Below are 17,138 nucleotides of genomic sequence, written 5' to 3'. Positions count from 1 at the left end.
CTCAATTACCCCGGTAGGCAGCGAATTCGGGGGTACGTTTCTCGTTGAATGCGGTGATGCCTTCTTGGGCCTCGGAGGTCTCGCCGAACATCTTCAGGGTCGAGTACGCCATCTGACCGACCGACGCGAATTGTTCGGTGTCGGTGTTGAACGACTGCTTGAGAACCTTGAGGGCCGTCGGCGACAGCATCAAGATTTCGTCGGCCCATGCCCGTACCTCCGATTTGAGTTGGTCGGCCGGCACCACCTTGTTCACCAGCCCCCAGTCGTATGCCTGCTGCGCCGAATACCTGCGGCACAGGAACCAGATTTCGCGCGCTCTCTTCTCACCGACCACGCGCGCCAGGTATCCGGTGCCAAAGCCCGCGTCAAACGAGCCCACCCGGGGACCGTTCTGACCGAAGAGCGCCGTCTCGGCGGCGATCGTCAGGTCGCACAGCACGTGCAGCACGTGGCCACCGCCGATCGCGAACCCGTTGACCGCCGCGATGACCGGCTTCGGCACGTCGCGGATGACCCGATGCAACGTATCCACCTCGAACAGGCCGGTTTCGGACGGTCCGTAATCGCCGGTCTCCGCGCGCTGCTTCTGGTCACCTCCGGTACAGAAAGCTTTCTCGCCGGCCCCGGTCAGACAGATCACCCCGACTTCTGAACTCCCCCAAGCCAATTTGAACGCCCGGATCAGCTCGTCGAGGGTGCGCGCCCGAAATGCGTTGTACCGCTCGGGTCTATTGATAGTGATCCAGGCCAGGCCGCTGTCGACCTCGTAAGAAATGTCGGTGAACTCGCTCATCGATTACCTCTCCTCATTGAAAGCCGTAGCGGTTATGGTCTTACCATATTACCAAAACGACCGCCGGTGCCGCCACACCCGGACGCCTCACACCGGCGCAAAGTCCCGACGCATTCGGGCCAGTTCACCGATCGACCACTGCAGGTCATCAAGCTCGGCTACGAGGCCTGCCCGGCCTTCCGTGGTGTCGGATGGTGCGGCCCGCGAGTCGAGGAGCCCGCGGTGCCGCGCCATCTTCAATGCGGTGGCAAACATTTCCCCCGATACCGACTCCTCGGTGATGCGGTGCTGCAGCGACCATTGCCGCGCGAGGCGAAGACACCGCTCGAGCAACACATGCTCGTCGATGTCGCAGGCCGCACCGAGGCTGAGCAGTTCCTCGGCCATCACTCGGTAGGCGTCGACGAAAGGTCTGAGCACGAGATGGGCCACCAACAGCTCGCTTTCATTCAGAGTGCGCTTGGCCTCGGCGGTGTCCAGCGGCGCCGTGCGGTCAATGCTGCGTCCGGCCATGATCGCGAACTCATTCCACAGTTCATCGGCGAATTCAGCACGGCCCGCAAAGAAAAAATCGAACTTGAGGAGCTCTCGGACCGCTACAGCCTTCTCCCACCCCGTGCGCTTGGTGGCCTCCGGGGTCCGCACGATGGCCAGCAAGGCCAGCTCGGCGATCGCTCTCATCACCAGAACGTGGACTGCGCTATTGCGGTACACCGCAACGATCAGATGCTGGTCATTGCCGATCCCCCACACCGTCATCGGTCCCTCGGAGTAGCAGGTCAACACGCCGGAGCCGACCAAGTCGTGCAGGGTCTGCGACACTGTGGCGCGGTCGGTGAGGTCGGCGCCGCCCGCGACGGGCCAGCCACGCGCGCGCAGGTACCGGGCCAGCGGCGCCACGGTGGCGCATACCTCGTCGAGGGTCAGAGCGCGGTCTTCGCCGAGCATCGCCACGCACACGGCGGCCGTCGCGGTCACCGGGGTCGCCTGGTTGAGGCGGTGGCAGATATCGAGCGCGACGCGTTCGACCACCTGCCGGTCGGTCAGCCCCTCGGCACGCAACGACGCGATGCGCTCGTACAGGGGGACCGGCGACCCGAAGTTGATGTAGATGCGTCCCAACCGATGCCGCAGCCCGCGGGCGTAACTGAGCAGCCAGCGCGCATTTTCGGGCTTCTTGGGAAGCCCGCGCGACTCCGCGGCCATCAGCTTGACTTCGTGCAGGGGCAACTGGTCGAAAAGGATGGACACGGGAACGGCAAGGGTCTGTTCCGACCGGACGGCTTCCACCGCGTCCGTCACATACCGCAGCAATCCGTACCGGGGAGGCCGTAGTTTGCCGGTGCGTGTCCGGCCTCCTTCGATCGACCACACCAGATTGCGGCCGCTGGCCACCATCTGGGCGACGACTGCGCGAAGGGCCAACCGGTACACCGGCGCATCCCCCGTGGCGCGACGCACCGGTACGAACCCGTTGCGTCGGGCAAATGTGCCCAATGGGAAGAAGTTGAGGTTGGCGCCGGCCAGCCCGAACGTCGGCGAAATGCCTTCCTGCGCAAGGCGTGGCGGGAAGGAGAACTGATCCAGGTAGGAGCGATGCGAGATCAAGAAGATCAGCGCATGATCGCGGTCTAACACACGCAACTTCGCCAAATCATCGTCGTCGATGACGACCTGAAATCCGCGGACCATCCAGGCGGAAAGCGCATGCCAGGCACGCACGACGGCTGGCACGTGGGACGCCGCCATCTCCCGCACATAGGCGCCGGCCTCGGCTCGGACATCTGCCAGGTCACGGCTCAGGTTCGACGCCAATTGCGCTGTGGCGCTGGCAAATTCGGCAGAGTCCAGCAGTGTCGCGATCTGCGGGGGATCGACCGGCCGCACCGCCTTGGCGGCGGACCCGTTCGGGCCCAGTAGCCGCGCGAGGCGATCCGGCAGCGCAGTCATTTCCGGGCCACCGCCGATGCCGTCGCGATCATCTCCGACCACTGTTTCCCCGCATCCTTGCCGGGCCAATCGTCGAGGGTGTCGATGTACAACTGGCGCATCCGCGGCGCCCACTCGTCGATATCGTCCCGGGTCCAGTTGGCGGTCGGGACCGGTTCGTGGACCACGACCTCAATCGTCCCTTCCTGGGCCACTTTCGCGTTGCGCCACATGATTTCACCGGCGTTGCGGATGACGATCGGAACGATCGGCACGCCGGCGTCTCGGGCCAGGTGAAAGCCGCCTTTCTTGAACACCCCGACGCGCGGGGTCAGCGACCGCGTGCCTTCGGGGGCCATTACGATCGAAACCCCGGCACGCAGCTTGTCCACCGCCGGCTGCATCGCCGAAATTGCTTTGGCCGTATTGGCACGGTCCAGAAACGCGACGTCGGCCAGCGTGAGCAGTTGCGCGAGCACCGGTATCTTCTTCACCTCCGCCTTGGCCACCACGGTGAAGCCCCGTTGGACCACGCGCGAGGTGATCATCGCGTCGATCAGCGTGCTCTGGTGGTTGATGAAGAACACCGCTGGTCGGCGTGTGGTGTGCTCCTCGCCGAGGACCTCGATGCGGATATTGCCCAATTGCCCACAGAACCGGCCGAATAGAGATGTGGCCGTGTCCATCCCGCCGCGACGGTCCAAGGTCAACAGCCCCGCGACGGCGCCCGCGCCCACCGCAGCAGCGAAGCCGCCGAACAACGCGGACGTTCTGGCCAGGGCCATCGGATGGAATTGACTCCGCCTGGTCCGGAACCGCAAGACCTGCCATCCACGCTCGCTGGCGTGGCGGGCCAGGACCGAACCCGGGTTGACCGGATGGGGGAAGCCGACCGAGCCCAGGAACGGCACATCCTCGTCGCCATTGGCGTATGCATGGCTGTTTTTGAGGGGTAGCCGCTTTCGTCGGGCGAATTCTTTGACCGCGGCCAGCTTGCCTTCCCCCCACGGCGGGCGTCCTGTTATGCCGCCGGTGAGCACGCCGTTGTCGATCTCTAGCTCCGTGCACAGGACATGATCGACACCCAGTTCACGGGCCATGGGCTGCGCCTGCATCCGTGTCGCCGAAGTGGCGATGACGACGGTGTGACCTTGGTTCTGGTGGGCGCGCACCAATCGCCATGCGTCATGAAAGAGCGCTCCGGCGATTTCCTGGGCGAACAGTTGCTCGCCGAGTTCCATCAGGTCGTCTTCGGTCCGGCCCACCCAACCCCGGATTCCTTGCAGCAGAAGGTCTTTGAACGCCTCTTCGGCAAGGGGGCCGCCGATCGCGGCGCGCAGGGTTCGTACGAACTCATCCGGTCCGAGTTCGAGATTGCGTGCGCGATGCGCGTACAGCGCGCCGGCCGAGTAGCCCTGGATCAGGGTCCCGTCGAAGTCGAAGAAGGCGGCGACTTTCGGGCCGCCGGGTCCCGCCTTGATGCGCTCGATGAGCTCATCGACCGTGATCGCCGGCGGTGTCGTCGCGGTCATCTCCTTCTCACTTCGTCTGTGTCTTTCTTCGTGGTAGGCCCCGACGCCGTGCGGTGCGCGCCGGGTGGTAGGTCATGGGAAGGCGCGCCCGCGCGGTGCCGCGGCAGGTAGCTTGCGGCTAGTCCCCTCACTATGAAGAGTCGACCTGGCCGCGCCAAGGGAGCCGAGGCGAAATACCTCTTCTGCGGGGTAGAGAACTGCCCGATGTGGTGACGCGGCCTCACCGGTCGTTCGGCCACACTCGCAGCATTGGATTCGGCGCAGCCGATGCGAACTGGATTGTCGGGTCCACCCCGGGAGTGTCCGATAGCGCAATCAGCGGCGGCAATTCCGTCCGGGCGTTGTCGCATCGAGCCAAACGCCGCAGAGCAGAAAAGAGGCAACCGATGCGGATCTCAGCCGCGATGGTGCAGGAGGTCGGCGCGCCGTTCACACTGGTCGAGGTCGACCTTCAAGAGCCGGCACCCGATGAAGTCGTGGTGCAGATCGCCGGGGTCGGCATCTGCCACACCGACGTCGCGGTCAAGGAGGGGCACCTGCCGTTTCCATTACCCGGCGTTCTGGGGCACGAGGGCAGCGGGACTGTGGTGTCGGTCGGTGCTGACGTGACGACGGTCAGCGTCGGTGACCATGTCGCGATCAGCTTCCACAGCTGCGGCCATTGTCCCCGTTGCGCGAAGGGGGAACCGGCGTACTGCCACAACTTCCTCGAATACAACTTCGGCGGGGTGCGCCCCGACGGGTCCTCGGGGCTTGCCTCTGCCGGAACCAAACTAGGGGCGAACTTCTTCGGCCAGTCATCCTTGGCCACGCACGCGCTGGCGCACGAGCGCAACGTGGTGAAGTTACCGTCGGATGTACCCGTCGCGCTCGTGGGGCCGCTTGGCTGCGGCATCCAAACCGGGGCCGGCGCGGTGTTCAACTCATTGGATGTTCAGCCGGGATCGACGGTGGTCGTCGCGGGCGCGGGGGCGGTGGGCCTGGCCGCCGTAATGGCCGCGGTGGTACGCGAGGCCGCGTCGATCATCGCGGTCGACCTGCATGAGAGCAGGCGGGCGCTCGCCACCGAGCTCGGCGCCACCCACGTCGTCGACCCGCAGGCCGGTCCGTTGGCCGAGCAGATCCGGGAGATCGCCCCGGCGGGCGCCGATTACGCGGTCGACACCACCGCGGTGACTCCGGTCGTTGAACAGCTGCTGGCCGCCCTTGGAATGCGCGGCATGCTCGGGTTGATCGGTGTGCCGGCCGATCTGCAGGCCGTCTTTTCAGTAGGGCTGTTCCAGCCGCCCCTGCTCGGCCTGACCATTCGGGGCATCGTCGAAGGGGATGCCGATCCGCAGACGTTCATCCCCTACCTGCTCGATCTGCATCGTCAGGGCAGGTTCCCGTTCGACAGATTGATCACGACGATGCCCTTGGCACAGATCAACGAGGCGGTCGACGCCCAACACCGCGGCGAGCTCCTCAAGGTCGTGCTGACACCCTGACCGAGTTCGGACCATATGCGATGGCGAAAAAGCGACGGGCGATCAGCGTGGCAACGGCGCTCCTGGCCGGCGGCGCCGTGGCCGCGTCGGTCTATGCCCGGCGCGATTCCGACAAGCCGCGCAGTGGGGCCCCTGCGCTCGAGTTGACCCCGGTTCACCGCGGCGGAACGGGGACACCGCTGCTCCTCCTGCACGGGATCGGAGCAATCTGGCGGGCGTGGTCACCCGTGCTGCCCTATCTGGAACCACACCACGAAGTCATCGTGCCGACCCTGCACGGACACGCCGGCGGGCCGCCCCTGGATGCGGAGATTGTGCCCTCGGTTCAGGCGTTGGTTGACGGGATCGAAGAGGAGCTGGATCGGCTGGGTCTGCAGAAAGTGCATATCGCCGGGAACTCGCTCGGCGGGTGGATCGGCATCGAGCTTGCGCGGCGGGGACGGGCGCAATCGCTGGTGCTCCTGAGCCCGGCCGGAGCCTGGCGCTCGCCCCGCCGCCTGCGGGCGACCGCACACGGCGTGAGGTTCTCGATCGGTGCGCTGGCTCATTACTCGTCCCGGGCCGAAGCGATGGCCGAACGGCGCCTGTTGCACTGGGCGCTGCTGGCGGGCCAGGTAGCACATCCGCACCGGGTGCCGCGGGAATCGTTGGTGACCTTCATCCAGGCCAGCGGCCGGTCACCGGTCGTCGATCCGCTGCTGCGGGTGCTTCACCTATACCCGCTCGACCCGCTGCCCGCCGACCGGGATTACCCGGTCAGGTTGGTGTGGGCAGATCGGGATCGTGTGTTGCCGTTCAAACATTTCGGATCGCCGATGCTGGAACGTCTACCGGGAGCGGAGTTGATCCGCCTGAGCGGCGTGGGGCACGTTCCGATGTCGGACGACCCGGCCCGCGTCGCCGAAATGATCCTAGAAGTGACCCGGGCCGTTGACAGCGCGGCGACGTCTGCGCGAGAGGGGTGATGGCATTGTCCAGCAACGACGCTGACGCGCGTGCCTCATGGGGCGGCGGCCAGGACCTCAGCGCCTGGGAAGCATTGATGTGGCGCACCGGTGGCGACTACCGCACCCGCTCGACCGGCGTAATGATCGAGTTGCTAGACACGGAGCCCGACTGGGATCGCCTGGTGGCCGCCCACGAACGCCTTTCCCAAAGGGTTCCGAGGCTACGGGAGCGCGTCGTCGAGCCGGTGTTGTCCCTGGTTGCGCCGGCTTGGTCTCCGGATCCACATTTCGATCTGGAGTACCACCTGCAACGGGTGCGGTTGCCGGGCGACGGGTCAATGGCCGAATTGCATGCCGTAGCCGCGCAGTTCGCCGCCCGACCTCTCGATCCCGAGCGTCCCCCCTGGGAGTCCCTGTTGGTGCTCGGTCTCGCCGGAGGGCGGGCCGCCTACCTTTTCAAACCGCATCACAGCCTGAGCGACGGGATCGGTCTGCTGCAGTTGCTGGATCTCACTCACGGGCACAGCCGCGAGCCCGGCCCGGCCGACGACGGGCCACCGCCCAAGCCTCGACGGAAGGAGTCACCGGAGGGGCTTCTGATAAATCGGCTGGCGGGCAAGGTCGTCCGCGCACCCGGCGGTGCGTTGCGCGAGGCCCTCCACGTCGCCGGCCGCGCGGCCGGCGACCCGATCGGAGCGACGAGCGACGCCGTCAAATTCGCGATGTCACTACGTCGAGTGCTCACTCCACCGGATACACCCCACTCCCCCGCGCTGCTAGGCAGCGGATCCGGTTATCGGCTCGACACCTTCGACGTGGCATTCGATGAGCTGAAAGCCGCGGGGCGGGCCGCAGGAGGTTCGGTCAACGACGCATTCCTGGCCGGACTCCTCGGCGGGGTACGGCGCTACCATGAAAAGCTCTTTGTCACCGTTGATTCCATACCGATGGCGATACCGGTCAGCCTTCGCACCGATGCCGATCCCATGGGCGCAAATAGGTTCGCCGGTGCCCGGTTCGTAGCACCGGTCGGCGAGGCGGACCCCAAGGCACGCATCGCCGCGATCCACGAATTCATCGCCGGCGCGCGCATGGAGCCCGCCCTCGGGTTTCTCGACCTTCTCGCGCCGGTGCTGAGCCGCCTGCCCGGGGTGGTGCTCGCGCGCATCGCCGGGGGGATGACGGGCCTATCCGACCTACAGGCCTCCAACCTCGGGGCGATCGGTCGTCCGCTGTATCTGGCGGGCGCGCGGGTGACCCGCGTCTACCCGGTGGGTCCTCGCCCGGGCATCCCGGCAATGGTGGCGATGGTGACGTACGACGGAACATGTTGCATTGCAGTCAATTTTGACCCGGAGGCCATCGCGGATCCTGCCGCATTCTCGACCTGTCTGCGCGAAGGCTTCGACGAGGTGATCGCCCTCACCCAACATGGCTGACCTAGTAATCAGATCAACCCACGGAACGCTCAAGGAAACCCATCATGAACTTCGATGACGTAGTCGCAATCCTTGACAAGTCGGTTGGCGGACCCGACGCCGACGTTGCCTCACACGGCCCCTTCTGGCGAGACGTCACGAGAGACCGATTCGTCGAAATGAAGGTCGGTGGGCGCAAACTCGTGACCCTAGGCGACGGCGCGAACTCAAACTTGGTGTTGTCGTTGAAAGGCGCAGCACCATTTGGCTCCGACCTGGACGATCCTCCCGCAGGCGCCATAATCCCGCAAATGCCCGCGTACCTCGATCCCGTGTCGGCGGAGGAAATCAGGGATATCGAGCAGTGGATAGACGAGGGCTGTCCGGCGGATTGACCGGCTGACTTTCGATGAGGCCGACCCGGGGCACTCGATTACCCCCAACGCGGGAGTGATGACCCCCCGTCATGGTGACGCACAAAGGCGCCGCTCGCGATGAGACTTGACTCACCGGCACCCCGCGCAGCCATGTTGGTCACTCAAACGCAGTAGGAAGAGGACATCCAAGATGACGACCACCCAACCGACCGAAGAAGCCGTTCTTCCCGACGAGATCGCGCGTCGGCTCGTCCTCCCCGAGGGCCACTCTGATCTCACCGCACTGCACGCGGCGTACAAATGGCTGCGCGACAACATGCCGGTGGCAAAGGCGGTCATCGAGGGCTACGACCCCATCTGGTTGGTCAGCAAGCACGCCGACATCCAAGAGGTCGAGAGTCTGGCGGAAGTCTTTGCCGCCGGCGGGGGAACCGAGAACCCCGGTTCGCACAACCCGATCCTGCAGAACACCGCCGGCGACGATTTCACCAAGCAACTGCTCGGCGGCAGCCTGCGCATCCTTGATGCCCTCCCCTACATCGACCCGCCGGAGCACACCCATGCCAAGAACATGGCTTTCGGCTACTTCAAGCCCCCCTCGGTCCGGAAATTGGAAGACCAGATCCGCGACCTCGCCAGGGAGTCCACCGATCAGCTCAAGCAGCTTTCGGCCCGCGGCGACATCGACCTTCTCGACGACTGGGCGCTGGGCTTCCCGCTGCACGTGATCATGACGCTGCTGGGGGTTCCGCCCGAGGACGAGCCGCGGATGATGGCGCTCACCCAGGAGTTCTTCGGCACCGCCGATCCGGAGCATCAGCGTGAAGACGTCGAGGCGCTGTCGCCCGAGGCGATGGCCCAACAGTTCGCCGCCACCATCCAGGACTACTTCGCGTACTTCGACACGCTGGCCGAAGACCGCCGCGCCAATCCCCGCGACGACCTGGCCACGGTGGTCGCCTGCGCCAAGCTGCCCGACGGCGAGTACTGGCCCAAGTCCTTCGTCTACGGGTGGTACACGGCCATCTTCACCGCCGGTCACGACACCACCTCGGCAACCCTGGCCGGCACGCTCCAGCAGTTGGCCCAACACCCCGATGTTCTGGCGCGAGTCAAAGCGGATCTGAGTTTGGTGCCCGACCTCATCCAGGAGGGTTTGCGGTACGTGGCACCCGTCAAACACTTCATGCGCCGAGCGCTGAAAGACTTCACGTTGCGCGGACAGACCATCAAAGCCGGTGATCGCGTGATGCCGCTGTTCCAGTCGGGCTGCCGCGACGAGGAAGTCTTCGATCACCCCGACGAGTTCGACATCGACCGCAAGCCCAACCCACACCTTGCGTTCGGCTTCGGCGCGCACACCTGCGTCGGCCAGCACCTGGCCAAACAGGAATTGAAGGTTATGTTCGAAGAACTGCTGCCCCGCCTGGAGTCGATCGAGGTGACCGGACCCGGCAGCGTGACGCAGACCAATTTCGTCGGCGGCCTCAAGCACCTGCCCGCCAAGGTCACCATCTCCTGATCGGCTGGAACATCAATGACCACAATCGATTACCCCCAGCTCTACATCGGCGGCACATGGACCGCGCCTGCCGGACACGACACCATCGGCGTCCATTCCCCGGCCACCGAGGAGCAGATCGGTTCGGTGCCTAGGGGCACCGAGGCCGATATCGACGCCGCTGTCGCCGCGGCCAGGACAGCGTTGGACCCCGCCGACGGCTGGGCGACCTGGGAACCGAAGGACCGGGCCGATGTCCTCGAACGGTTCGCGGTGGAACTGGAGGCCCGCGGTGCCGAAACGGCGCGACGGGTGTCGATGCAGAACGGGATGCCGATCTGGCTCGCCCAGCAATTCGAGGCGGTTTTTCCCCCGTTACTGGTGCGCTACTACAGCGACCTGATGACCAGTGCACCAGTGGAGGAATCGCGTGCCGGCATGTTCGGCGGCACATCGCTGGTGTCCAGGCAGCCCGTCGGTGTCGTCGGCGCGATCGTGCCCTGGAATGTCCCGCAAGGGATTTCGTTCCTCAAAGTCGCACCCGCGTTGGCCGCCGGCTGCTCCGTCGTCCTCAAACCGGCCGAGGAGACCGTGCTGGACGCGTTCCTGATGGCCGAGGCCGCTGCCGCAGCCGGCCTACCCGACGGTGTCGTCAACGTCGTTCCCGGCGGCCGTGAAGTGGGCGCCTACCTGGTCGAACATCCGGGCGTCGACAAGGTCTCGTTCACCGGCTCCACCGCCGCGGGCCGCTGGATCGCCGAAGCCTGCGGGCGGCTGCTTCGGCCGGTCACCCTCGAACTCGGCGGCAAGTCGGCGGCGATCGTCCTCGACGACGCCGACCTGCCCGCCTCCATCGAGCAGTTCTTCGGGGTCACCCTGCTCAACAATGGTCAAATCTGTTGGCTCAACAGCCGGGTGCTAGTCCCTCGCAGCCGATACTCCGAAATCGTCGACACCATCACCGATATGGCGCGTTCGCTGACGGTGGGCGATCCTCTCGATCCCGAGACCAAGGTCGGCCCGCTGGTGTCGAAGCGTCAGCGCGAGCGCGTCGAGGGCTACATCGCCAAAGGCAAGAGTGAAGGCGCCCGAATGACCACCGGTGGTTCGCGGCCATTTGACCGGGGTTGGTTCCTGGAACCCACGATCTTCGCCGACTTGGACAACAACGCGACGGTCTCACGTGAGGAGATCTTCGGCCCCGTATTGTCGCTGATCCCCTACTCCGACGAACAGGAAGCCGTTGCGATCGCCAACGACAGCGTCTACGGCCTGGGCGGGAGCGTCTGGTCATCGGATCCCGAACGGGCCGCCAACGTCGCCCGCCGCGTCCACTCCGGGACCGTGGGGGTCAATCACTACGTCAATGATCCCGTCGCCCCGTTCGGTGGCATCAAGCAAAGCGGGTTGGGGCGCGAACTGGGTCCGGAGGGTCTGCACGCGTTCCAGGTCTACAAAACCATCTACATGCCGCCGCCAGCGGCGTGAGATCCGATGTCCGCGCCCGCGATCTCCATGTCCAGCGCCAACGTCCATGAATTCACGGCCGATCTGGTCGTGCGGCGGCGAAGCACACCCGCGGAGGGTGTGGCGGTCCTTGACCTTGTCCATCCAGAGAACGAAGAACTGCCACGCTGGGAACCAGGAGCACACATCGACTTGATTCTCGATGATGGCCTTACCCGCCAATACTCGCTGTGCGGTGATCCTGGTGAGTCGGGTGTGTGGCGCGTCGGGGTCCTGCTCGATCCGAACAGTCGCGGCGGTTCGCGATACGTCCACGAGAACCTCCAAGAGGGTGCCACGGTGCGAGTTCGCGGGCCCCGCAACCACTTTCCGCTCGTCGATGCTCCGACGTACCGCTTTATCGCTGGGGGCATCGGAATCACCCCGGTCATGGCGATGCTGGAAGCCGTGCAGCAGGCTGGCAACAACTGGACGCTGCTCTACGGCGGACGGACCAAGGCGTCCATGGCCTTCGCCGATGAACTTGCGCAGCGCTATCCCGAGCGGGTCACGGTGTGGCCGCAGGACGAACGGGGGCTTCTCGATCTCGAATCGCTTCTCAAGGATCCCGAGGATGACACCTTGGTGTACAGCTGCGGACCGGAGCCATTGCTCGCCGCAGTCGAGCAGCATTGCGCCCAATGGCCGGCAGGAACCCTTCACATCGAACGGTTCGCCGCCAAGGCACCGACGGCGGAGCAGGCCGCTGAAGCACTCGATCAGTTTGAGGTGGTGTGCCAGCGCTCGGGAATCTCTCTGGAGATCACAGCCGACAAGTCAATTCTGGAAACCCTTGAGGAAGCGGATATTCCGATCATGGCCAGCTGCTATGAAGGCGTCTGCGGCACCTGCGAAGCGCGGGTATTGGAGGGCACCCCGGATCACCGCGACTCGATGCTCACCGAACCTGAGAAAGCTGCCGGCGAAGTGATGTTGGTATGCGTGTCGCGCTCACGCACCGAGAGGCTGGTGCTGGACCTATGAACACCAACTACCCGAAGAAATGCTGGTACGTCGCGGCCACCTGCGAGGAGGTAACCCAATCCCCGCTGGGGCGCCGCTTGCTCGGCCATGATGTCGTGCTGTGGCGCGGAGCAAGCGGCCAGGTCAATGCGTTCGAAAACCGTTGCGCACACAGGGCATTCCCGCTGTCACACAGCCGCGTCGACGGAGACCGGTTGGTATGTGGCTATCACGGATGTACCTACGACGCCGAAGGCAACTGCGTATACACACCGACCCAACCCCAAGTCCCGACCGGGATGAGGGTGCGCGTGTTTCCCGTCCTCGAGGAGCCGCCGTTCGTCTGGATCTGGCTGGGACAGCCGGCCGCTGCCACCGGAAGTCAGCTGCCGCGCATGCCATGGATCAACGACCCCGCGTGGTCGACATTCGCGGATGCCTGGCACGTGGACGCCAATTACCTGATGGTTCACGAACACTATCTCGATTTCAGCTACGCCCCCGTCGTGCACACCAGAGACCTGCCTCCGGGGCTCGAGAGTATGGGGGCATTCAACGACGTCGAGGTGACCGAGACGACCGTGTCCTACACCCGGGTGTTGCCGGAACTTCCCCTGGCTGGCTGGCAGGCCGACGCCACGGGACTCGATAGTGGATTGTCGTACAAACACCGTGAGGGCGGAACGTTCGTCTCGCCGGCAATGCACCGCCAGTACTGGGAGATTAAAACTTCAGATGGCAAGGTGTATACCACGACGCGGACCCACGGCATCACGCCCGAGACGGAATCCACAACGCACGTATTCATGCAAGCCTCGCGCAATTACCGTATAGACGGGAGAGATCGCCCCGGGGCGACCAACCGATTGCGTTCATTCCTGGCCGAGGTCAGCCGAAGGGACACATCCATTCTTGAGATGGCCTCCAAACACTCGGGCTACGACGGATGGCGAGGAGGAGTGGAGTTTCAGGCGGACGCCGCCGCGCTGCGCGCTCGACGCATTGTTGGCGTGATGTTGGCCAAAGAAGCGGGCCGCTCCGCAATACGCCCCGGTCTGGCGCCCACCAGCAGGAGTTATGCGCTCAGTCCCCTTCAGCCCGTCACATTTGGTGTGGACTGGCGCTGAAGGCGAGATTTCCTGCCGCTGACGAGAATCGATCAGTGGATGCTAGCGTGCCACGCGCCAGACGTTGATACCCCGGCAGAGACTTATCGACTTCGCTGTGCGCCGATGGTTACATGACTCGCGAACCACGTACAAACCCGCGAGCGAGCGGCCACGGTACCTAAGTGGTTGGCGGAGATGGGGGCTCGCAGCCCACTGGTCGAAGCCCTCGCCCAGGCAGTGCACGCCGGCGACTGGCCAAAGGCGCACAGCATCTCGGGGTGCTTGGGTACTGAGCTGACAGTCGCGACATGAGTTGTTTTCGCAGCCAACGACTTCGAAGCGCTGTGGCACCGCACGACCGAGCGCCAACTGCCCCACCACTCGCTCGCGGGTCCGGCACTCGAAGGCAGCGTGGCCGGTGCAGTCCCGAGCTCCTGGATAATCTCTGATACCCGTGGTGGGCGAATTGGCTGGCCGGGTCGAACCACGGACCCCAGCATCTCGGACACCGACCGCATTCGGTCGACGAACCCGCGTGCCTGCCCGACGGGGATGAGCCCGTCGTTGCTCCCGTGTACCGCCAAGAACGGCGGCGCGAACGGATGAGCGCGTTCCGTCGGCGATGCCGCACGAAAGACCTCAGGATGGCGAGCCTATGAACGCTTCACGACAACCCGCTCGAGGAACTCCATCAACCGGTCCCGCTTGCCACTGCGGGTCGTTGGCCGTCAAACCAGCCAAGGTTGCCAATGGCCGTCATCTGGCGCGGCCAGCGGTGTCGAGGGCTCGTCCGGTACTGAACGGACAGGCACACCCACCCACGCCGCGCCAGGTGGGCCATCAACGCGTGGCCCTGCAACGCTCGACTACCGAACACCCAGGCTCCGCCAGGTAGGAAGACGAGCACGGGGGCCGGCTTCTGCACGGCGTCCGTGTCCTTGCTCCGCCAGACGTCGAGCAGCTGGCTCGGGTGGTCGCCGTAGCGCACCGAGGAGCGGTACACGTACCGCCGTTGCCCGGCTGCCTTCCACAGCGGTGCCGGCTCCCGATGCGAGGGCCAGGGTTGGGCGAGGTGTTCCGCGCCGACGACGCCCTCCAACGCCGCTGTCAGCACGCTCGGCGTCAACGCGCGCTGGGCGTCTCGCTGCTCTGCGCTGCCGGGGCTCAGCCGAGCCTGCGCCATACCGGCGACGATGCTCGATACATAGCGTCGACCGCCCACGCCGAGAGCCGCAAAGCCTCCGAGTACCTCCAGATGACGCCCGACGAGGGGCACCGACGCCGACGCGCCGCTGAGTACGATCACGTAGTCACCCGGCTTGGCCTTGACCGCCCACCGCGCGTAGGAACGCACCGTACGGACCGCCCGCGCGCCTTGAGTTCCGAGCATCGCGGTAGCGTACGGCGCGTCGGCGCTCTGCTCAGCGCGAATCGGTGACGTCGTAAGACTTTTCAGATCCATTCCGCCAAGCGGGCCCGGGGCGGAAAGGCATGTGCGGTGACCTGTCGCGCCGCGGCCCTGGGCTGCGACAGTGTCCCCGCTTCCGATGTGACATTTCGTGCGAATGGCTGCGCGCCGCGCGCCCAACGTGTCGACTGGGGTTCGGGGCGAGGTGAAGGAGGGCCACGTGGAGCAGCTGAGCTGGACCGACGACATGATGCTGCGCGCCGAACGGCCCGAAACCCCGATGCAGATTCAGATGCTGCTCATCTACGACCAGTCGACAGCCCCCGCAGGCAGAGTCACCTTCAAGCGCATCCTCGAAGAGATCGACGCGCGACTGCACCTTGCGCCGACCTTCCGGCGGCGATTGACCGAGCTGCCCGGCGGGCTACACATGCCGTACTGGGTCGACGATCCAGACTTCGATCTCGAATATCACGTCCGTCACATCGCGCTCCCCCAGCCCGGCGACTGGCGCCAACTGTGCATCCAGATCGCGCGCATCCACGGACGCCAAATCGACCTCCGCCGCCCACCGTGGGAGATGACGGTCATCGAGGGACTGAATGCCGTACCCGGAGTGCCGAAGGGATCGTTCGCCGTATCGCTCAAGTTGCACCACTGCGTCGTCGACGGAATGGAAAGCGTCGAGTTGATGGCCGCCATGCACGACCTCGCCCCTGACGTTCCCCGCCCCGCTCCGCCAGCTCGCCCATTCGAGCCCGGCCCACTCCCGTCGACGTCGGACCTGGTAGCTCGCACGGCGATCAACATCGCCCTGTATCCACTGCGGGCGAGCAAGGTACTACTTCCGAACGCCTTCAATGCGATCCGTCATCTGCACACGTTGCCCGGCGCGCTGGCGTCCGGCGTGGCCGCGACACTGGCTCCCGGAACCGGCACACTGTTCCCCCCGGCCACTCGATTCAACGGGTCGGCGACCCCGCACCGGGTGTTCGAGGCCCGCTTCCACGACCTCGCCCACTTCAAACGCATCAAAGGCTGCGTGCCCAGGGCGACGATCAACGACGTGACCCTCGCCTACGTCGGCGGCGCGCTCCGCCACTACCTGCAGGGACGCGACGAACTGCCCGACGAGAATCTCGTCGCGGCCTGCCCGGCGTCCATTCGGTCCACTGACGAGCGCGGTGCAGGCGGCAACCGACTCTTCGGCAGGCTGCACCCGCTGGGTACCTCGATCGCCGACCCACTCGAACGGCTGGCGGCGATCGTCGAAGAGACCGCGACATTCCGAGAGAACGCTGATTCGAAGGGCAACTCCCGGCTGATGGAACTGGTGGGCGTGGTGCCGACCACGTTGCTCGGGCTGACCGTGAAGGCTGCCAGTGCCATGCCGTTGTCGGCTCCCACCATCGCCAGCACCACGGTGAGCAACGTGCCGGGACCGACGAAGCCGATTTACTTCGCGGGTGCTCGACTCCAACGCGTCACCGGGCTGGGTCCCCTGATCGGGGGCATGAACCTGTTCCACGTCGTGGCGAGCTACAACGGGACCATCTCGATCGGCGCGACCGCAGACCGCAGCGCACTACCCGACCCCGCCCACTACGCCGACTGCATGCAATCGGCGTTCGACGATCTGCTCAGCGCCGCCAACAGGCGGTCGACATCGACGATCAGCTGACGGTCCCCTGCCTGATGACCGCTCGAGCCGAAGTCACCCCAAAGGGGTCCGATTTCAGCGATCGCGGCCGGGATGAACAGCAGGACGGAACGCGTCACGGTCATGGCGCCGACCCTACGAGCCCACTTCCCACTTCGCGCTGCTAGTCAGTGGTGCCGTCGGCTCAGCGGTGACGATCACGTGGCTGCCGGGCGGTGGGATCGCAACAGGTATGCGCTGCCGATGATGGTGGCGACGCGCAGTGCGGCGATCCGCCAACCACTACCACTGACCACGCCCACAGGTGGGGAAATTCGGTGAGCACACCTGGGGATTTTCGATGAGCGCCGTCACTGCAACTATTTCCGCAGTACCTTCTGCTCGTCATCACCAATATCCGGCTCTCCCCCGCCGACCCCGGAGGCGGAGTCGACGAGATCCGCAACTATCTCGAGAGGTCGTTGGATCGCGAGTACGACCCCACGGACGACAACGGCAAGCCGCG

At 65.3% G+C, this 17,138-nt stretch carries 13 protein-coding genes; 9 read left to right on the top strand and 4 right to left on the bottom strand.

Annotated elements, in window-relative coordinates; all coding sequences use genetic code 11:
* Position 1 precedes the first annotated feature (1 nt).
* From JWP83_RS13995 to JWP83_RS13985, 3 genes are all read right to left on the bottom strand, one after another.
* Positions 2–796: an enoyl-CoA hydratase-related protein gene (locus tag JWP83_RS13995; protein WP_297730803.1), complete on the bottom strand. Its 795-nt coding sequence runs from the start codon at positions 794–796 to the stop codon at positions 2–4.
* 87 nt (positions 797–883) lie between these two features.
* Positions 884–2,788, bottom strand: a complete 1,905-nt coding sequence (locus JWP83_RS13990; protein ID WP_297730801.1) for a 1-acyl-sn-glycerol-3-phosphate acyltransferase — start codon at positions 2,786–2,788, stop codon at positions 884–886.
* The gene (locus tag JWP83_RS13985) at positions 2,743–4,257 is read right to left on the bottom strand and encodes an HAD-IB family hydrolase (protein ID WP_297730799.1); all 1,515 of its coding nucleotides are present in this window, start codon (positions 4,255–4,257) and stop codon (positions 2,743–2,745) included. Before JWP83_RS13985 ends, JWP83_RS13990 begins: the two co-directional genes overlap by 46 nt.
* Before the next feature lie 386 nt (positions 4,258–4,643).
* Between JWP83_RS13985 and JWP83_RS13980 the strand changes: the two genes are divergently transcribed.
* The 8 genes from JWP83_RS13980 (at position 4,644) to JWP83_RS13945 (ending at position 13,583) form a co-directional block, all read left to right on the top strand.
* Positions 4,644–5,744 (top strand): NAD(P)-dependent alcohol dehydrogenase, encoded by a 1,101-nt coding sequence (locus JWP83_RS13980; RefSeq protein ID WP_297730797.1) that lies wholly within the window; start codon positions 4,644–4,646, stop codon positions 5,742–5,744.
* Positions 5,745–5,764: 20 nt separating this feature from the next.
* Positions 5,765–6,709: an alpha/beta hydrolase gene (locus tag JWP83_RS13975; RefSeq protein ID WP_297730795.1), complete on the top strand. Its 945-nt coding sequence runs from the start codon at positions 5,765–5,767 to the stop codon at positions 6,707–6,709.
* A complete protein-coding gene (locus tag JWP83_RS13970; RefSeq protein WP_297730793.1) occupies positions 6,709–8,130 on the top strand; it encodes a wax ester/triacylglycerol synthase domain-containing protein in 1,422 nt (473 codons plus the stop codon). The genes JWP83_RS13975 and JWP83_RS13970 overlap by 1 nt, the downstream gene beginning before the upstream one ends.
* A gap of 44 nt (positions 8,131–8,174) precedes the next feature.
* Complete coding sequence (locus JWP83_RS13965; protein ID WP_297730791.1) at positions 8,175–8,504, top strand: hypothetical protein; 330 nt, start codon at positions 8,175–8,177, stop codon at positions 8,502–8,504.
* Positions 8,505–8,676: 172 nt separating this feature from the next.
* On the top strand, positions 8,677–10,008 hold the full coding sequence (locus JWP83_RS13960) for a cytochrome P450 (RefSeq protein ID WP_297730789.1): 1,332 nt from the start codon (positions 8,677–8,679) through the stop codon (positions 10,006–10,008).
* A gap of 15 nt (positions 10,009–10,023) precedes the next feature.
* Positions 10,024–11,475: an aldehyde dehydrogenase gene (locus JWP83_RS13955; protein WP_297730787.1), complete on the top strand. Its 1,452-nt coding sequence runs from the start codon at positions 10,024–10,026 to the stop codon at positions 11,473–11,475.
* Positions 11,476–11,481: 6 nt separating this feature from the next.
* Entirely contained in the window at positions 11,482–12,477 is a 996-nt protein-coding gene (locus JWP83_RS13950; protein ID WP_297730785.1) for a PDR/VanB family oxidoreductase, read from the top strand.
* Positions 12,474–13,583: a Rieske 2Fe-2S domain-containing protein gene (locus JWP83_RS13945; RefSeq protein ID WP_297730783.1), complete on the top strand. Its 1,110-nt coding sequence runs from the start codon at positions 12,474–12,476 to the stop codon at positions 13,581–13,583. Before JWP83_RS13950 ends, JWP83_RS13945 begins: the two co-directional genes overlap by 4 nt.
* A gap of 673 nt (positions 13,584–14,256) precedes the next feature.
* Here the strand turns inward: JWP83_RS13945 and JWP83_RS13940 are convergent.
* A complete protein-coding gene (locus JWP83_RS13940) occupies positions 14,257–14,955 on the bottom strand; it encodes an alpha/beta hydrolase (RefSeq protein WP_297730781.1) in 699 nt (232 codons plus the stop codon).
* Between the two features lie 238 nt (positions 14,956–15,193).
* Between JWP83_RS13940 and JWP83_RS13935 the strand changes: the two genes are divergently transcribed.
* Positions 15,194–16,654, top strand: coding sequence for a wax ester/triacylglycerol synthase family O-acyltransferase (locus JWP83_RS13935; protein WP_297730779.1), 1,461 nt, complete (start codon positions 15,194–15,196; stop codon positions 16,652–16,654).
* The last annotated feature ends 484 nt before the right edge of the window (positions 16,655–17,138 follow it).

Origin of the sequence: Mycobacterium sp., assembly GCF_025965855.1 — a bacterium.
In the GTDB taxonomy this organism is placed as follows: domain Bacteria; phylum Actinomycetota; class Actinomycetes; order Mycobacteriales; family Mycobacteriaceae; genus Mycobacterium.
Note: the sequence above shows the minus strand (reverse complement) of the source record. Positions and strands in the feature narration are given on the sequence as shown.

Bases quoted from the DNA above. Each gene is read 5' to 3' on its own strand.
- JWP83_RS13995 (WP_297730803.1), bottom strand. From the start codon at position 796: ATGAGCGAGTTCACCGACATTTCTTACGAGGTCGACAGCGGCCTGGCC.
- JWP83_RS13985 (WP_297730799.1), bottom strand. From the start codon at position 4,257: ATGACCGCGACGACACCGCCGGCGATCACGGTCGATGAGCTCATCGAG.
- JWP83_RS13980 (WP_297730797.1), top strand. From the start codon at position 4,644: ATGCGGATCTCAGCCGCGATGGTGCAGGAGGTCGGCGCGCCGTTCACA.
- JWP83_RS13975 (WP_297730795.1), top strand. From the start codon at position 5,765: ATGGCGAAAAAGCGACGGGCGATCAGCGTGGCAACGGCGCTCCTGGCC.
- JWP83_RS13970 (WP_297730793.1), top strand. From the start codon at position 6,709: ATGGCATTGTCCAGCAACGACGCTGACGCGCGTGCCTCATGGGGCGGC.
- JWP83_RS13965 (WP_297730791.1), top strand. From the start codon at position 8,175: ATGAACTTCGATGACGTAGTCGCAATCCTTGACAAGTCGGTTGGCGGA.
- JWP83_RS13960 (WP_297730789.1), top strand. From the start codon at position 8,677: ATGACGACCACCCAACCGACCGAAGAAGCCGTTCTTCCCGACGAGATC.
- JWP83_RS13955 (WP_297730787.1), top strand. From the start codon at position 10,024: ATGACCACAATCGATTACCCCCAGCTCTACATCGGCGGCACATGGACC.
- JWP83_RS13950 (WP_297730785.1), top strand. From the start codon at position 11,482: ATGTCCGCGCCCGCGATCTCCATGTCCAGCGCCAACGTCCATGAATTC.
- JWP83_RS13945 (WP_297730783.1), top strand. From the start codon at position 12,474: ATGAACACCAACTACCCGAAGAAATGCTGGTACGTCGCGGCCACCTGC.
- JWP83_RS13940 (WP_297730781.1), bottom strand. From the start codon at position 14,955: ATGCTCGGAACTCAAGGCGCGCGGGCGGTCCGTACGGTGCGTTCCTAC.